This window comes from Flavisolibacter ginsengiterrae DSM 18136 (assembly GCF_059568575.1).
The window spans coordinates 84,892-102,449 of sequence record NZ_JCANTR010000013.1; the positions used below are offsets into that span (position 1 = coordinate 84,892).

At 41.6% G+C, this 17,558-nt stretch carries 16 protein-coding genes; 5 read left to right on the forward strand and 11 right to left on the reverse strand.

The window, feature by feature from the left end:
* Positions 1-156 precede the first annotated feature (156 nt).
* The 3 genes from BP74_RS14325 to BP74_RS14335 form a co-directional block, all read right to left on the reverse strand.
* A complete protein-coding gene (locus BP74_RS14325; protein WP_496375110.1) occupies positions 157-2,607 on the reverse strand; it encodes a glutaminase family protein in 2,451 nt (816 codons plus the stop codon).
* 309 nt (positions 2,608-2,916) lie between these two features.
* Positions 2,917-3,825 (reverse strand): ROK family protein, encoded by a 909-nt coding sequence (locus tag BP74_RS14330; protein ID WP_496375036.1) that lies wholly within the window; start codon positions 3,823-3,825, stop codon positions 2,917-2,919.
* Positions 3,826-3,895: 70 nt separating this feature from the next.
* Positions 3,896-6,856 carry a GH92 family glycosyl hydrolase gene (locus BP74_RS14335; protein ID WP_496375037.1) on the reverse strand — a complete coding sequence of 987 codons (2,961 nt, stop codon included), beginning with the start codon at positions 6,854-6,856 and terminating at the stop codon, positions 3,896-3,898.
* Positions 6,857-6,959: 103 nt separating this feature from the next.
* On the opposite strand from BP74_RS14335, the gene BP74_RS14340 reads away from it, so the two are divergent.
* Positions 6,960-7,466: an OsmC family protein gene (locus BP74_RS14340; protein WP_496375038.1), complete on the forward strand. Its 507-nt coding sequence runs from the start codon at positions 6,960-6,962 to the stop codon at positions 7,464-7,466.
* A 67-nt stretch (positions 7,467-7,533) separates the two neighbouring features.
* Here the strand turns inward: BP74_RS14340 and BP74_RS14345 are convergent, their stop codons facing one another.
* From BP74_RS14345 to BP74_RS14355, 3 genes are all read right to left on the reverse strand, one after another.
* Positions 7,534-8,163 (reverse strand): hypothetical protein, encoded by a 630-nt coding sequence (locus BP74_RS14345; protein WP_496375039.1) that lies wholly within the window; start codon positions 8,161-8,163, stop codon positions 7,534-7,536.
* A 74-nt stretch (positions 8,164-8,237) separates the two neighbouring features.
* Positions 8,238-8,627, reverse strand: a complete 390-nt coding sequence (locus BP74_RS14350; RefSeq protein ID WP_496375040.1) for a DUF4242 domain-containing protein — start codon at positions 8,625-8,627, stop codon at positions 8,238-8,240.
* 1,193 nt (positions 8,628-9,820) lie between these two features.
* A complete protein-coding gene (locus BP74_RS14355; protein WP_496375041.1) occupies positions 9,821-10,915 on the reverse strand; it encodes a nickel-binding protein in 1,095 nt (364 codons plus the stop codon).
* A 550-nt stretch (positions 10,916-11,465) separates the two neighbouring features.
* Between BP74_RS14355 and BP74_RS14360 the strand changes: the two genes are divergently transcribed.
* From BP74_RS14360 to BP74_RS14370, 3 genes are all read left to right on the forward strand, one after another.
* Complete coding sequence (locus tag BP74_RS14360; RefSeq protein WP_496375042.1) at positions 11,466-11,777, forward strand: hypothetical protein; 312 nt, start codon at positions 11,466-11,468, stop codon at positions 11,775-11,777.
* 49 nt (positions 11,778-11,826) lie between these two features.
* Positions 11,827-12,123, forward strand: a complete 297-nt coding sequence (locus tag BP74_RS14365) for an ABC transporter permease (RefSeq protein ID WP_496375043.1) — start codon at positions 11,827-11,829, stop codon at positions 12,121-12,123.
* Between the two features lie 66 nt (positions 12,124-12,189).
* Complete coding sequence (locus tag BP74_RS14370; RefSeq protein ID WP_496375044.1) at positions 12,190-12,453, forward strand: hypothetical protein; 264 nt, start codon at positions 12,190-12,192, stop codon at positions 12,451-12,453.
* Positions 12,454-12,652: 199 nt separating this feature from the next.
* Here BP74_RS14370 and BP74_RS14375 read toward each other — a convergent pair whose 3' ends face one another.
* The 4 genes from BP74_RS14375 to BP74_RS14390 form a co-directional block, all read right to left on the reverse strand.
* Complete coding sequence (locus BP74_RS14375) at positions 12,653-13,273, reverse strand: hypothetical protein (RefSeq protein WP_496375045.1); 621 nt, start codon at positions 13,271-13,273, stop codon at positions 12,653-12,655.
* Between the two features lie 5 nt (positions 13,274-13,278).
* The gene (locus BP74_RS14380) at positions 13,279-14,262 is read right to left on the reverse strand and encodes a DUF4407 domain-containing protein (RefSeq protein ID WP_496375046.1); all 984 of its coding nucleotides are present in this window, start codon (positions 14,260-14,262) and stop codon (positions 13,279-13,281) included.
* Positions 14,263-14,279: 17 nt separating this feature from the next.
* Entirely contained in the window at positions 14,280-14,822 is a 543-nt protein-coding gene (locus tag BP74_RS14385; protein ID WP_496375047.1) for a hypothetical protein, read from the reverse strand.
* A gap of 428 nt (positions 14,823-15,250) precedes the next feature.
* A complete protein-coding gene (locus tag BP74_RS14390; protein ID WP_496375048.1) occupies positions 15,251-15,526 on the reverse strand; it encodes a hypothetical protein in 276 nt (91 codons plus the stop codon).
* 60 nt (positions 15,527-15,586) lie between these two features.
* On the opposite strand from BP74_RS14390, the gene BP74_RS14395 reads away from it, so the two are divergent.
* A complete protein-coding gene (locus tag BP74_RS14395; RefSeq protein ID WP_496375049.1) occupies positions 15,587-16,591 on the forward strand; it encodes a helix-turn-helix transcriptional regulator in 1,005 nt (334 codons plus the stop codon).
* A 35-nt stretch (positions 16,592-16,626) separates the two neighbouring features.
* Here BP74_RS14395 and BP74_RS14400 read toward each other — a convergent pair whose 3' ends face one another.
* Positions 16,627-17,556 (reverse strand): hypothetical protein, encoded by a 930-nt coding sequence (locus tag BP74_RS14400; RefSeq protein ID WP_496375050.1) that lies wholly within the window; start codon positions 17,554-17,556, stop codon positions 16,627-16,629.
* Between the last annotated feature and the right edge of the window lie 2 nt (positions 17,557-17,558).

Here is a 17,558-nt window from a genome sequence, read left to right on the forward strand (position 1 = left end):
GAACCTGTAATTTTACCCGGGTCTTTATCGTATATATCCTGTTGATGAATGGTGGAAAAGAAAACAACATTTTATTTGCGGCTCCTGTCACCACAAAAAAATGACCCATTGTAGAAACAATGGGTCGTGACTGCTATATTACTATATGAGAGAATACTACTTCTTATTTTTTATCTTTTGCTGCAGGAGCTTCATATAATAGCCACCCACCACACTTCTTGCCTGAAAACCAACCATTTTACCGGTGGTTGTTTCATGCCAGTCACTCAAAGGCACCCTCGAGGAAGTTTCCATGGCATATGTATAGATAGGTGCCACCAGCTTTTGAAATTCCGCTGGTTTATCTGTAAGCACTGCTGTCCACAGGATCCAGTCTGATTTGGAATAGGTTTTACGGCTATCCAGGGGAAGGCCATAGGTATTTTGATGACCCAGGTAATAATTCACTTCCTTGCTATAAACATCGGCAGGAAACAGGTTTAACCCCAGCACCTTGTCCCAGACAAGATTGTATTTCTGGCTCCAGGTATTTTTATCATTAAAGGTCAGGGCATAGTGATCACCGGCATCGGCCAGCTGCATCCATTTGCCTGTCATCTCTTTTGCCATGTTATTATAGGTAGCTGCTTTGGTTTCATCTTTTAGCATGGAAGCCAGCATGCCATAACAACGAAGCGCCACAATTGCTTTTACTGAAAGGTTGGCATTGCGTGCCAGGTGGCCGGCAAAATCATCCGTGCAAAGCTGGCTGGCAGGATCAAAGCCTTCCTTGCTTAAGTACTCAGCCCAGGTGGTCAGCGTCTTCCAGTGTTTTTTGGCGTAGGAGGCGTTTCCTTCCGCCTTTGCAATGGCGGCAGTCAAAATGATCATATTGCCAGATTCCTCCACAGGCATATCCTCGCCATAAGTTTGCCCATTGGCCTTTGGATAAGTGCCCAGGTCATGCGCTGCAAACGGCTTGGCCCATTTCCCGCTTTCGCTGTAATAAAAGATGCCATTCATCATCCCTTTTAATAAACCAGGATTGTAGATCAGGTAGAGGGGTGAAGAAGGATAGGTAATATCAACCGTGTTGATGGACCCATTGCTGAAGTTTTCTTTGGATAAAAACAACAACTCACTAGCAGGACTCTTCACCAGTTTATGCGCTGCCACACTCTGGCGGTAAGCCAGCACACAGACATCTGCATATTCCTTTCCTCCGGCAGCAGTTGCATCTGCATAAAGCCTTTCATCAAAGGCATCACATCGTTGCAATATTTTTTTATATTCTGCAGCTGCCTTTGTCAATTGCGAAAGCATGGTACTGTCTTTTCCATTTCTCCACCACGGCTTTAATCGTGTACCAAAATATTCTATCGAATACAGATCATCATAGCCAAGCATGATATAACTCTCAGCCGCCTTGTTACCTACCTTTCCCAGGTCAAGTACGGTATTCAATGAAAGTTGCTTGCCCGATGGAATGCTACTATTGTTCTTGCCTGAAGTAAAACTCGCAAGCGCATCCTGCGTTGATGTGGTGTACTGGACTGATCTGCCTGCAGCAGGTGTTGCTACATATACATAACCCCAGTCTATCCGCAGGTCATCACCTTTTTTCTGCAAAACAGGTTGCGCCACGCTTCCCGCTCTTACTACCTTAAGTGAATTAGATGGCACCGTTTGTACGGTTACCTGTTGCGAAGGCTCATTGACAGCGAGATCAGTAGATGCACCAAAAAATACCTGCACACTATGTGCAACGCCATCTTTTGATGTTGCTTTAAATGATACATAAGAAACCGGTCTTGATAATAATTGCAGGTCATCCATCAATAACGGAGAGATGAACTTCACATCCAGTGTCACCTTGCCACAGTTAAAAACATATTTGGTCTGCGTGGCTGTTATGGTAACAGATTGCTGAACAGCTTTTGCTGGCGCACTGGTATTTTCCATCTTCTCTGCAGCTATGCCGAAGTCCAGCCAGGAATCACCACCTGTATTGATACCATGGACAGCCAGGATATTCCTACCTTTCTTCAACAGGTTCTGAATACTGGTGTATTTATATTTCCTGATCAATGCAGAACTATACACCTTCTCCCCATTTAAAAATATCTCGCAGTCATCATCATGCACTGTTTTCAGGAAAATGGCAGTGTCCATATCTTTCAATTCAAATACGCGCCTGGCATACAGATCGCGTTTCAACCATTTAGTGGGCGCTACATCATTATTTCCGAAAGGTGCTGTGCCTGTATTCCATTTACTGTCATCAAAACCTTCCTTCACCCAATCATCAGCTGGTTTTTCTTCCGTGTATCTGACAGTAAAACTGGATTCATCTGAAGCAGGCAATATGGTCTTCCAGGCTTTTTCCTTATCACCCAGGAAACTATATACTTGACCATCCACTTTTACCCAGCCCAATAATGGCTGGCTGCTGCCCGTCCAATGCGTGGTGGGTTTGCTATTCAGCGTATCAGCAAAAGACCATACGCTGAAATAGGGATCATGCGTAATTAAAGGATAGGCCGGCGCCTTGTGCACCTGCGCCATCAACTGCAGGCAGATCATATTCAAAACGACAGTGATCAAACTTAGCCTGGTAAACCTGTTCATTAATTTCATAATTTAATTGTATTAGTACCATATAATACATCTAAGGCGTTCAAAAACTCCCGAACAACTACGCCAAGACGATCAAGTTAATTTCATCATTCTATACATTAGTTCTGACTGCACCCTGGTAAAGTCTCTTCCATTTAAAGAACCATAAACCAAAAACTATAAACCAGGAACAGACCCAAGAACTACAAACTATAAACTACAAACTACAAACTTATCTCCGTGCCTCTCCGTGTCTCTCTGCCTCAGTGGTTCCTCCCTCGTCCGCCGTAGCTTTAGCGCAGGCAGATCCTTATCAACCTGTCAACTTTTCAACTGTTCCCTGACTCCCGACTCCCGACTCCAAACTCCCGACTCTCCCATCTGCCAACAACTGGCTGCACCTATCAATGAAGCATCTTCATGTAACAATGCTTTTTTGAGCACCACATCTGGGTTATGTTCCCTGATGACCTTTTCCAGCGAAGGCAGGAAAAAAGGTAGCGCGTTGGCAATATTGCCACCCAGCACCACTGCTTCTGCTTTATTGGATAGGATATGCGGCACCAGGAACGCGCCCAGGTTGGCCCCAAATTCAAGGAATACCTGTTGTACAAATGGAGAATCTTCCTCCATCAGTTCTTTCACACCTGTTACGGTTTGACCACTCAATTGTTGATAGCGGGCCACAAACCACCTGGTAGATAAATAATCTTCGGCGATACCCTCCCTGAAGGGTGACTTCCAGAGATCTGCATCTTCCGCAACGCCATTCCGGCAAACTGCTGATCCCAGGCCTGTGCCCAGGGTCAATCCCAGTACGGGATTGTAGTCCCTTGCAGCCCCTCCAAAAACCTCGCCCTGCAAAAAGCAGGAGGCATCATTCATAAACTTTACAGATGCGGGCCCGATTCCCAGTTCATTGGCCAGCAAATTCCTGACATTCTTATGGTATAATGACTGGAATTTATCCTGGTCTTTGATCAGTGAAATACCTTCATCGTAATTAAAGGGACCCGGCATGGCTATACCTACTTTCCAGCCACCAGCAACTGCATCAGTGAAAGCATCCCTGATCACTGCACACCATTCATCAATGATCTCTTTGCTGGAAGCCTGCGAGTTGACCAGTTTCCTTTTTCCGGATCCCGGTATTACTGATCTTGATTCCAGGTCCACCAGCGCAGCGGTAATATGCGAGCCGCCAATATCAACACCTAACACAACCGACATAATATGATTTTGCTTTTTTATTTTCATAGGCCTGCTCACCATGACCAGGCTTCATGATCTTTAGGGATTATTAAATTGCAGGATTAAGGGTATAATCTGTCCACAGTTCATCCAATGATTTGCCTGTAAGATCTTTCCATATGGCTTGTGTATAGGTTTGGGTACGCATGGCGGCATCCAGATGATATACGATCCCGGGCTTTATGTTCTTATCCAGCCAAACCAGGAAGCGCGCCGTAATGCGGTAACTGTTCGTATAGCTTTGCGTTGCCTTGAATGGTGTCAAGGACCAACCTGCCTTCTCATTGTTCACACCCAACTTATAGCGCACGTAATCAGCAATACCTTCCGTAAGCCAGCCCGGTCCCGACTCATTGGGATAGGACTGTACCACGTGCATCACTTCATGTGTCACAACATCTATATCCTCCGGATTCTTTTTCAGCCAATGAGAACTGTAACGGGCCACGCCATCTCCTGTTTCTGCAACGCCAGTGTAATTGGGATCAATGACAAATGTGATGCGCTTCAGGGTGTTGGCATTATAAGCTTTGGCCTGTTGAGGGTATACTTCAAAGAATGTGTTGATCAGTTTTTGCTTTTCAGAAGGATCGAATGAAGGGTCATAGTTTTTAATGATCAACGTGTACCCATCCTTATGCAAGGAGTCCTCATCCCTGTAGGAAACCTTTTTTTCTTTCACTGTTTTCGCCTGCTTAATAATATCAGCATTGGCTTTGTCTTCAGAGAAAGAGTAAGGCAGATCGGCAGCAGTAATGCCACGGCTCTTATTAGGAACTGCGCTCATCACATAGTTCATGGAAGCGCCTTTCTGTATATCAAAATGGCTGATAAAGTTTTTGCCATATGACTTCCCGTTGAATTGCAAGGATTGCACATATACATTTTCCGCACTGTTATTGGGCGCATTGATCACCAGCTTCTTGCCATTCTCAAAAGAGATGGTCATCTTTTTGAATAAGGGTGTGCCTAAAACGTATTGGTCAGTGGCGGGACAAACAGGATAAAATCCCATGGCAGAAAAAACATACCAGGCTGAGGTCTGCCCGTTGTCTTCATCACCACAGTAGCCATCAGGACTGGCCTTGTATAATCTTTCCATGGCATTGCGGATCCAATACTGGCTTTTCCAGGGCTCATTAGCATAATTATACAAATACAAAACGTGCTGAATGGGCTGGTTGCCATGCGCATACTGTCCCATGTTCATGATCTGCATTTCGCGTATCTCGTGGATCACCCCACCATAATAACTGTCATCAAATACAGGGGGCATTTTAAAGATGGAATCCAGCATATTGGAGAATGCTGCCTTGCCACCCATCAGCTCTATCAATCCTGCTATATCATGAAACACACTCCAGCTATAATGCCAGCTGTTACCTTCCGTAAAGGCATCGCCCCATTTGAAGGGATTGAAGGGAGACATGAAAGAACCATCCTCGTTCTTGCCTCTCATCAGTTTGGATGAAGGATCAAACAGGTTACGGTAATTCTGTGAACGCCTGGCATAGAGGTCTATCTCTGCCTTCGGACGCTTCAGTGCTTTCGCCAGCTGGTAGATGGTAAAATCATCGTAGGCATATTCCAGTGTGCGCGCCGCATTCTCATTGATGCCCACATTGTAAGGAACATAGCCCAGGTCATTGTAATAGTTCACGCCTTTTCTGCCCACTGCAGATACAGGTCCTTCCGTATTCGCATCTTTCAACAAAGCCTCATACAATGTATTGATATCATAACCCCTCATGCCTTTCATATAGGCATCGGAAACCACGGAGGCTGAATTGTTACCTACCATGATGTCACGATAACCTGGGCTGCTCCATTCGGGCAGGAAGCCACCTTCTTTATAGTCGTTGATCAGGCCTTCCTGCATCTCTTTATTGATGGAGGGATATAAGAAATTGAGAAAAGGATATAAGGCCCGGAAAGTATCCCAGAAGCCGGTTCCTGCAAATAAATAACCCGGCATCACCTTTCCATTGTAAGGACTGTAATGAACTATTTTTCCCTGCTGGTCCAGTTCATAATGTTTTTGCGGGAACTGCAAGGTGCGGTACAGGCAGGAATAAAAAGTGCGCACCTGGTCGATGGTACCACCTTCTACCAGCACGCGGTTCAATTGCTTGTTCCATGCTGCCTTGGCCTTTGTTTTGGTAGCCTCGAAACCATCTTTGCCAATCTCCCTGGACAGGCTGATCTCAGCCTGCTCATAGCTGATAAAGGATGATGCGGCCCTCAATGCCACCTGCTCTCCCCTGGAAGTTTTAATACCTATCACCGCACCGGTATGGTTTGCACTTGCTTCCTTATCACGCGATAATGCATCATCTTTCCATGTATAGGAAACGGTGAATGGCTTATCTATATAAATAACAAAATAATTCTTGAAATCCTTGGGCACACTACCACTGTTCCGCGTGGTATAACCGATGATCTTTCTTTCTTCCGGTATCACCTTTATATAAGAACCTTTATCAAACGCATCGATCACGATAAAGGAACTGTCAGATTGGGGATAGGTAAACCTGAATTGTGCAGCTCTTTCCGTTGGTGCGATCTCGGTGGTCACATCATGATCGGCCAGGTACACACTGTAGTAATAGGGTTTGGAAACTTCTGCCTTATGAGAGAACCAGCTGGCCCGCTCATCCTGCCTGAATTTCAATTTGCCTGTTACCGGCATGATGGAAAACTGTCCATAATCATTCATCCATGGAGAGGGCTGGTGGGTTTGTTTAAACCCTTTGATCTTATCAGCCGTATAGGTATAGGCCCAGCCATCACCCATATTGCCTGTCTGTGGCGTCCAGAAGTTCATACCCCAGGGTACGCAGATTGACGGGTATGTATTTCCGTTAGACAGGCTGGGTTTGGATTCAGTTCCCATCAATGGATTGATCCATTCCACGGGGTCTGTCACCTTACTTACCATTTGCGCCCCTGCATCCATGCCTAGCAAACCTGCGACCATTAATACCAGGCTATTCCTTACAATCATTTTCATCTTCTATGTTTATTGATTAATAGCAGTCCGTTTAATAAAAATCCGGATTTCAAAAGTCCGGACAAGTTAGTTTAATGCCATCCAATTATTGTAATTTGTACAAATGAATGCATCAGATCTAAAGGAGATTCAAGCCCCCTTGAAAGATAAGTACCGCGAACAGCCCGACACCGCTATTATCACCTTAAAAGCCCGTGGCAATGTGGGTGAAGGCATATCCTGTAGTGTAGAAACGGGAAGGGCGCTTAGTGAGGCGGGATTGCACCCTGCTACGGGAGGCACCGGTCTGCAGATCTGTTCGGGTGATATGCTCTTACAGGCATTGGTGGCCTGCGCGGGCGTTACACTCAAAGCGGTTGCCACTGCCATTGGCGTGGATATCACCGAAGGCACGGTATCGGCAGAAGGTGATCTTGACTTTAAAGGAACATTGGGCGTTTCCAAAGAAGCACCTGTAGGATTCAAAGCCATCCGTCTTTCATTCAAGCTTCAATCCAATGCCACGGAGGAGCAAATGGCCAGCCTATCCAAACTTACTGAAAGATATTGCGTGGTGTACCAGACCCTGGTCAAAGGTGTAGGCATTGAAACCCACTACCAGCAGGCATAAAAAAACCTGCCCCGGCAGATGCCAGGACAGGTAAGGCTGAAACGAAAAACTAATCAGGTTCATTATATTAATGCAGTTCCACAGATTCGTTGGTCCAGTTGAACACACCATCCGGATTGTAGGCCCATACCCAGGCATGTAATAACCATAAGGGAAAGCCTGAGGTTCCGTTCCATACATCTGCTGACCCTGTAAATCCTTCTGGCATTGGATCGGTCAGTGGTACCGCGTATTCTACGGCTACCAATACCTGCTTGCCATTTTCATCTTTATTATAGACCAGTATCTCGGGGTGCCTGATGTCGAAAGTGCCATCAACCAGGCTGGTGTTCATATAGTGGTGACCCATGTGCTGCACATCCACAGCTATATCTGCATATCCGTCCTTGATAGCATTGTCTATATTACGGTATTTGGCGGTAGCTGCGCGTGCCTGCTGCAGTTCCATGGTCGTCTGCCAGGAAAGTCCTGAATAATAGTTGATCACCTCACTGCGGCCTTCCTTTCCCTGGATGGCCTGGATAGCTTCGGTGCTTGTATTTTCCTTGATCCCTTCCTTTTGACAGGCAGTACCCGCCAGGCAAAGCATCAGGAAAGATGTGAGTTTCACAGGATGTTGCAGGAAACCAATAATGGTTTGGTAAAGGGCAATAGCAGTCTGGTTACAGCGCCAGGCGCTGTTATTAGAATTTTTCATTTTCTATCTGTTTAAATGATGAATGAATAAATACAGGCAAAGAGTTCAATGATCTCCCGGGGGAGAAACTGGACTCATTGTGCCGTAGCAGGACTGATCACCGAGCCGATCTCGATGATGTTATTGGCAGGGAAGCCGCCTTTTTTTGCATGTTCCTTTATCAGTTCCGCATTTTCAGCCTTGTAAATGCAGTAGATCTTGTTTCCGGTAACATAGCTCTGTATCCATTGAATTGAGGGGCCCATTTCTTTCAGCACCGCGCAGGAGGTCCTGGAAATGGTTTGTAACTGGGCAGGTGTCAGCTTGCCCGCATCGGGTATCTCCCTTTCAATCAGGTAGGTTTTTAATACGGGAGCATGGGCAGTGGGCGCCCCACTACCACTGGTAGTTTGGGCCATAGCGCTATAGCTGCCCAATAGCAGTAGGGCAACAAAAAGGACGCATTGTTTGGTCATTCGTTTCATAATAATTTGTTTAGAGTGTTGAAGCATAAAGGTACCCTCACACTATGCCCATACCCTGTAACAAATCGTTCAATGAATGGTACTCTGTCTGTAACAAATCGTTCAACAAATGGTAAAATTTATTCAGGAGAGAGGCCACTAAGACTCTAAGGCACAAAGGAGCACAAAGGAGGAGAAGTTGACAGGTTGACAGGTTGATAAGGAGAGAGAGTCGGGAGTCTGGAGTCGGGAGTAGAAAAGGAACCACAGCGGCAGAACGGCACCGAGGGACACGGAGGTAAGTTGAGCATCTTAATAGTCGATAATAGTAATGATTGAAATAAGTCACAATCTGAATTTGTCATGCTGAGGCACGAAGCATCTGTGACAAAAGCATAGGTGACTGTTGATATATTAAAGCCTTTTTGACCTGTAAAAAATAACCGAACGCTCCTATTGTATGCAAGCTCAATTATGCTTCAACAATAGTTCCGCCGCTCCATGTTCAGTTCAAAGATCCCGCCAAGGCGGGATGAAAGAGAATCATTGTTTACACTTTGCAGTCAGGTCTAGTTTCATTCATTGCTTTAAATATTAAGATTGTCGAACCAAATACAGACTGCTATTATTCACCCACGGCCATGCCTGTCCCGACGAATAGAGGGATCACCCCGCTGCATGCGGGGTCTGTGGAAAAAACATAAGCGACTGTTGAAATAGCAAAGCCTGTATTACCTAAAATGCCCCAAATTCAACGTAACAAAAAACACTTCGATCTTTCATACTCGTCCAGCGCCTCATTGCGGAAATTCGAGTACTGAAAGCTAAATAGGCCGAAGCCTAACCTCCGCAATTCAGCGCCCTTTGTCCGCCGAAGCTAAGCGAAGGAGGATTTAGTATCTGCGCATAGCACGTGATTGCTCTTTCAGTGTCTAACTATATCTCTTGAAGTAAACACTTTCAAGGAAGGCCAGTATTCAAAATGATTGTTGCAACCAGTAGTTATGACAGTTGTGCGCTGGCCTGGCAAAACCCGCGGAGCGTTGGGGTTTGCCTGCCCTTTTTTTTGGTTCTTTTTTTTGGGCAAGCAAAAAAACGAACAAAAAGGAACTTGCCGAAGTCAACCATATTTCATTCAAATAGTTCTGAAGTTTCAGAAATTCTTGAACTTAGTTCATCCTAATATTACATCTTAAATATTAACTCTCAAATACCTAATGCAGCATCCCCATATAGCTCATGGGCAACAAACCATATTTCTTTTTAAAACACTTGGTAAAATAGGAAGGACTGCTAAATCCGGAATCAAAAGTGATCTGCGAAACATTATAGTATTGTTTCTTCATCAGCTGCTTGGCCTTTTCCAGGCGAAACTCCTTCAGCAATGTATTGGGTGAAAGGCCGGTCAGGGCCACGGTCTTGCGGTATAGTTGCGATTTACTCATGGCCATTTCATGGCAGTAATTTTCAATGTCGAAATCAGGATCCTGCCAGTGCGCTTCCAGTTTGGCAAATAACATTTCCAGCAATTGCTCATCCTGCGGTGCCAGGGTAAAAAAGCCATTGCCTCCATTGGTGCTATAGTCTTTGGCCACCATTTCTTTCACCGAAGATTCCAGTGCCACCTGGAAGTATTTACCGATAGCGCACATACATTGCGCCTTTTGAATGGCATCCCCAAAAAGCTTATTGCTTTTTTCTATGGGCTCACCAGCACTGATACTCATTTTAATGCCCAGGCTTTCCAGTTCATGCATTTCATGTTGCAGGGCGAGCGCACAGGACACAGCCTTGGCAGCCGAGGTAAAGGAGATGATAAAGCCATTACCCCCATGTTCCACTTCGCTTCCGCCGTATGCCGCAATATGTTTCCTGATGATCTGGTTATGCCTGTTCAATAGCTCATTGGCTGCATCTGTACCCAGCTGGTGCCGCAGCAGCACCGGGTCATTGGTATTGGTCATTAATAAGACCCTGAAGGAAGGATCGCTGAATACTTTAAAACCTTCGTTGTTCACCTCAGCCTCTTCGGGGTCATAGATCCGGCCTAAAAAAGATTGCACTACTGAGCTGCTGACTTCTATGATCTTGTTGGGTACCAGGCCATGAGCACTACGGTGCATTTCTTTCACCGCGTCCTTGTCCGGAGCTTCTATCAGGCAAAAGATGGTCTCCCGCCATTCGTCTACCCAATAGGTCATGCATTTACAACCATAATCATCCTGGTGAAGCAGGTCCTTGGCATGCGCCTGTGCTACGTCGCCCGCCTTAACGCCGGGCACATTGTGCACATCCATGTAGATTGGCATATGGGGTCAGTTTTCGTTCCATTCAAGATACTGAATTTTGATCATATTTACCAGGGATGAAATGCAGAAGTAAAAACTAGGGCTGATGAACTTTTATGCTATGCAGTCAGTCTATGTTTTACTCGAAAAGTTTAAGGTAAGGTTCAAAAATGAAGGAACGGTATCTTTCAGATAAACTAACTTTCTTCAACCACCCCTTTTCTAAAAATAGGTTTACCATATAGTTTAAAGCTTTAGTACTAAGTTGACAAACCTCTTCTATATCCCTTTGTAGGATGCAGACTAACAACATTTATTTTTCTTTAAGTTTACTTTAAGGGCATGAAACTAAACTTAACCGTAAATAAGATTACTTTATATCAAGAAGGGTTAAAGGCAATACTAATATTTTAATTAATTAATTAAGCATCATGTACTTATACAGATTTAAACAGAAATATGGAACTTTTTACGAGCCGTATTCTTATATAGTGAAGAAGAATCCTGGCTTTGTCCAAATTATATCCTACCCGAAAATTTACCCATAAATACCCATAAAAGAGAAGGATGTTTGCGTTCCCAGCGAAACCATTTTAACCGCAAATACGAAGAGAACGCCGGGAAAAGGCTAAGACATACCCTACAGGCAGCCAGCTATTTTGCACCTTATGGAGTTCATGCCGCCTCAGAATCCTATTTCACCAGCGATTATGATCTCTCGAAGTTTCACAGCCACTTCTTTGGAGGCAACTTAAGGATAGGACCTCCTAATGGTATCCTGGGCATTCAGCATTTAAGCAGCGTTAAATTAAGAGTTGGACATTATGTAAGGTCAGAAGGGTTGAGTTCAAATATGGTATCGTTGCATTTGATGTTTAAGTAATGGAGTTGCAGCATAATCATTGGACTAACATTCTACTGATCGAAAGGACATGAGTAATTGGTTTAATAGCTATAATTCTTTATATAGAAGGATTATAGCCATTAATGTAATGATCCTGCCATTGTTTGTGATCCTTGTCAGCACCTTGCTGCCCCAAACCGAATACAGGTCCAATACCTGGAAACAATTGCTTGCCAGCCCGCAGCCCCTGGCACAGCTATATGTTTCCAAATTCCTGTTGGTACAAATGCTGGTAATATTATTTCTCACCAGTTTTATTACCAGTACAGCTATTGGCTCATTCATTATTGACCGTATTGATCCCTCGCTGCATTTATTTTCCTAAGCACTGGACTGGAAAACCATAGCAGGCTACTTATTAAAGATTTACCTCTCCGTACTCACCATCATCATGGTGCAGTTTTTATTAGGATTAAAGCTGAAAAACTTCATTGCCCCCATTGCCATTGGACTGGTGCTCTGGGCCATGGGCATATGGTTTGTTTTTAACAGCCATTCATCCTTAGCCAATTGCTTTCCCTATTCCTATACCATCATGGTCATGTTCCCGGTCTTTGAAAAAAGTATGATATGGATTGAATGGATGTCGGTTTTATACAGTGCAGGGCTGATTGTGGCAGGGTATTGGGTTTTTAAAATTAACCAGTTCAAATAAAAGAAGGTAGGGGCAGCGTTTTAGCTTGGTGACCTTCTCTCCTTATCAACCAAGTGGGGAATTATTAAGATCTTAAGGATTGAATTCAAATATGGTGTGGTTTTCAAGTCTGGTTTAAATATAAGGAGAAAACAAGATAAAAATTCTGAAGAATAACATTGTTTGTATCATGAATTTGCTAATAGCTAATAGCTATTATCTACTCAAAATAATTATCCTTAGTATCTTTTTTATCCCTGATATTTTGGCTATAGTTAAACCTGGAAAGCTTCTCCCTGGCAAAAATATCTTTTAATCCAGAGGATGTTTTTTCGAAATGAATACTATTATTTATGGAGATAGAAGTAGCAACCTGGACAACATTATGATCAGTACCAATATAGCTAAATGTCCATCTTTTTTCCTTTAGTGCTTCAATTATTCTTTTAATAGAATATTGATTATACTCCTGTGAGGAATTTTCCTCACCATCAGTTATGATCGTTACCAGAACATTATAATTCATGGTTTCGTTCAAGTCTGTATTAAGCCTGGTTACACAATATCCAATTGCATCAAATAATGGAGTGTTTGCCTCAGGTCTATAATTAGCAGAATCTATTAGTTGAAGATCTTTGGCTGGTACATTCCATAACAAAGTTTTTCGTCCTAAACCATTAAAGCTGACAAAAGAAACAAAATGTTCCTGTTCGGGAAATTGAGTTTCTATTCCTTTGATAGTTTGAACCACTTCATTGAATCCTTGAATTATATAATTCTTTATTGACTGCATAGACCCGCTTTCATCTAAAATAATTAGGTTAAATACTTTATGTCTCATTTTTATTAATTAAATAGTGATTGATTTTTATTTAATGATTGCCTGGCAGATTGTGCATTAGGCAGACAATAACCTGGATCTATTAATGGGGAATCTTTGCTGCTTAAAATTTGCATCCTTTTTTCGCCTATAGACTCTATTAGTTTAACACGCCTTTCGTAATTGGATTCAGGTGTTTTGGACTTTACAAGGACAACAATAAACTCAATACAAAACATTAATACGGTAAGAACTAAATAAGCAATAGCCATTCCCCAATCGCTAAATACTAGTTGAAAGAGAGAATCCACCCTGATCATCAATCCATCTTTGTATTCCGCTTTGGCTTTTTCCTTGACAAGATTTAATTCAGTAGTCTTTGCTTGAATAAGTGAATCATAAGATCGCTGTTCAAGTTCAACAACAATTTTCCTGTTGGCAGCAATATCCAGCTTTTTCTGTGCGATTTTACCCGCTCCTTTTACACCACTTCCTTTGCCATCCATTTCATTGATGGCAATTTGTTCGGCAACACCGATATTATCTTTACCCTGATTTATTGATTGCAGCCGTCCCGCCATCCCATTTAATGTATCAAATCGAAAACCGGCTTCTTTAGCTCTTATTTCTGCGAATTGCTCTTTGTTTATATTAAGCTGGTAGTCAATGTCACTTTTAAAAATTACCTCGTCCAGTGCCAGGGATCCCAGCAATGCCACACAAACGCCCAGGACAATACGGAACCGTTTCATTCCTTCACTTGTTGTCGACATAATAATGATTCGCTCAACAAGGAAGATTACGAATGCGCATATAAAACTGGTGAAAAGTGCCACACCCCAGGATGTTTCTAACACCTGTCTGGTTAACAGGTACCCGTTAATTGCCCAAGCAAGGACAGGAAGAAGCAAGGCATTCGCCATCAATGCAACTTTTTGCTTACTCTTTGGGGTATCTTCAACTAACATTGAATACTGGTCACCAGTAATAAAACAATAGAACTTAAGCATAGCATGAATTTTTATAGTTAAAACAATCTGGTACTTCCTGCCAAAAGTTTTTCCTGGCGGTATTGCTCAATACCTTTTATAAAACCTATCCGGTAGTCATTTATAGCACCTGATATCAGCCCTTCATTTTCTATTGAGAGAATCTTTTGGGTATCCAGTTCGTGAATCAGGTTTCCAAGCTCTTGAACTTTTTGATTTAATTCTTCTTCTAGCCTTTCAGATATGCCCTTGGTATTAATCTGATGCAACTTCAGTTCATTAATGGCTGTGCGTTTATCATCTATCACATGGTCGACTGCCATACGAAAGTCAGACCGCAACTTTTTTATATTAGCATCCATCAACTCGGCGTTGGGGTATAAGTATCCATCATGATATCCCTTTGTCATATAATCCTTATTTAGGAAAGTACAAATAGCAGACTGTCTATGGGCTGGTTCTGCAACCTGCGGCTCGGCTGTATCGACAAACAATGATTTGCTAATTGTAGGTTCAATTAAAGGCTCTACCTGGGTTTCTATAGCTCTCTCTGATTTGCGAAAAAAATTGAACAAAGACATAAATAATATATTTTAATGTTTAAAAGATGGAATAGAATATTGTTTATGGCCTGAGGAATGACATGTTTCACAAAGAGTAACTAGGAACCGATTATCATAATCCCAGGGATCTCGTTTATCACCTGTCACAGGGTGCACATGATATTGGCGATGGTGTACCTGTAATTGTTTCGCTGATCCACAATTGCAGCACTTATTTTTGTCCCTTCTTAGTATTACCTCTCTTTTTCGTCGCCATGGCTCCGAGAGCAACAATTCGCTATATGTTAGAGTTTGTATCATCTTGATATTGCAATGTTATTTCTCATCAGTCCAATGTATCTGCACTCAACCATTTTCATTCTGCAAAGCACTTTAGCTAGAAAATGAGCTGATTTAAAGAACTGTTAGCAAAGTTGTAAATTGAAGGTGCAAGCTATTTGCATTCGTTAATCTACATTCCACGTATTCTCCGGATCACCCTCAAAAGCGTCGTCAATAACGTCGTCGCTCCAGCCATTATACCACCCATATTTTTCACTACTTTTGCCATAATTGTCATAGTTATCATCTTCATTTAGTGTGTTGAAATCCTCTTCATCTTCAATATATTCATCATCCTCTTCCTCAACCGAATTGCTTAACTCACTGAACTCAGAATTATTTTCCTCTTTGGGATTTTCAGTGTTTCCAAGGCCTTTAGGGTCAAAATCAATATTTTCCATTTTCATATTTTTTTACTTTGGCGAATTTTTACGTTCTTACTGCAATCTATTTGCACTCATATGCCATTAAATAAAAGTTTTCAAATCAGGGTAGAGATATTGGACGAATTACTAGGTAGTCCGAGGAGAAGGAAGATGCAGGAATTGATGTATGATTTAAATGAAAGGCTTGAAGAAGGAGGCTATAGCCGCATTGGACGTCACACCTTTTATAATGATATTGCACATCTGGAGAATAAAATTGGCGCGCCTATAAAAAGGGCGACAAAATCAGATCCTTACATTTATTATTCTGAAAAGTTCTCAATCAAGAATGTACCTATTGACGAAGAAGATGTCGGCCTATTAAGGCAGGCTATAGAAATTCTTAAAAAAGCAACTGACTTAAATATTATTAAGGATATCGATGATATTGTAACAAAACTCGAAAACAAAGTACATACCAACGTTCCCAACCGCACCACAATGATTGCTTTTGAAGAGCATACAAAGGCTTTAGGCCAGGAGCATTTAGACGACCTCTTTAACGCAGTCTTGAATAAATGTGCAATTAAGATTACGTACCAGCCCTTTGGAAAAGACATTCGCGAATGGATTTTCCATCCATATATGCTGAAAGAATATAGAAACAGATGGTATGTAATAGGAAGAATAACAAGCACTAATTATGCAATTAATATTGCATTGGACAGAATAAAAAAACTAAGTAACTGCAAAGAAGTGTTTCAAGAAAATGACATATTTAACCCCGATACTTATTTCAATGATTTAATTGGTGTTACTTTCCCGAAAGAAAAGGTTTTAGAGGAAATAATAATTAAAGTAAATAAGGAATCTGCAGATTACATTCTTTCAAAACCTATACATAAAAGTCAGCAAGTTTTAAAAGAATATGCTGATGGTTCCATAAAAGTTCAATTTCAACTCTACGTTAACTTTGAAATGCAAGCTCTTTTACTTAGTTATGGTCCGAATATAGAAGTAATTGCACCAGAAAATTTACGACAGGCAATTAGTAATCTATTTACCTTAGGAAAAGAAAACTATCTCCCAAAAAATAAATAATTGACTATTACTATTCATAAATTAAAAATGTCTTCTCAATTTATGATTTGTTTGTTTCCATCTAAGTGAAATTGTTCCAACCATATAAATATCTCACATAATGCGAATACAATTGAACTATAAAAGTAATTAGACCATTTCGACTTATAATTATGCGACAAAATACTTGTACCATTTTTTACATAAACAAATGCTGATGCAATATGGGCATCTACTCTTGGGTTTTCAATCTTATCATATAAAAGGACGTCATTTGCCTTAATTTGAAGCCCAGAAAGATATCGAATGCAAAACTCTAAGTTTGGCCTTCCATCTGCTTTAAATAAATTATTCGGAAGAGTAATAGAACTGATAGAATTTATTTTAGTTAAAATGGCTTCAAATAAATCTCTTAAATTATTGAAATCGCTTTTATTGATTGATTGTGATTCAATTTTAGATAAAGCGAAAAATAAATTAGTATCTATAGTAGAGTGAAAATTTAATCGCCCTATAGCCGTAAATATATTCAAGTAATTTTTCCTAATTCTATATAAATCTGATTCAAAAGCTTGCTTTTTTAAATGAGCAAAAAGTTCAGTTTTTACTTCCTCATCTAATACTATCTTTTTTTTATCATAAACTTTTACTCTGCTTTCTAAGCTTTCCAAAAGTTTATCATACCATGCCGTCAAAACACATTTTGGAATAAATCTCTTTTGCTCAGATTCTAATAGTGCTAACATTGTCAATGCCTCATGCACAAAATCTTCCCTTTCCGATCCGCGCTCCTGGTTAGGCTCAATAAATCCCTTTCCATCTAAAATAACAGCCATTATTTTTTTACTTTCTCTAAGCCTGGCTACCCCATCTTTGAGATTATTTGAATAACGTAGTATTACCCTATTTTTTGCAGCAAAGTTTTTCAAAGATTCATAATTGTCTATATCATCATCTATCATTAAAATCTCTATTGGATAATCCATAA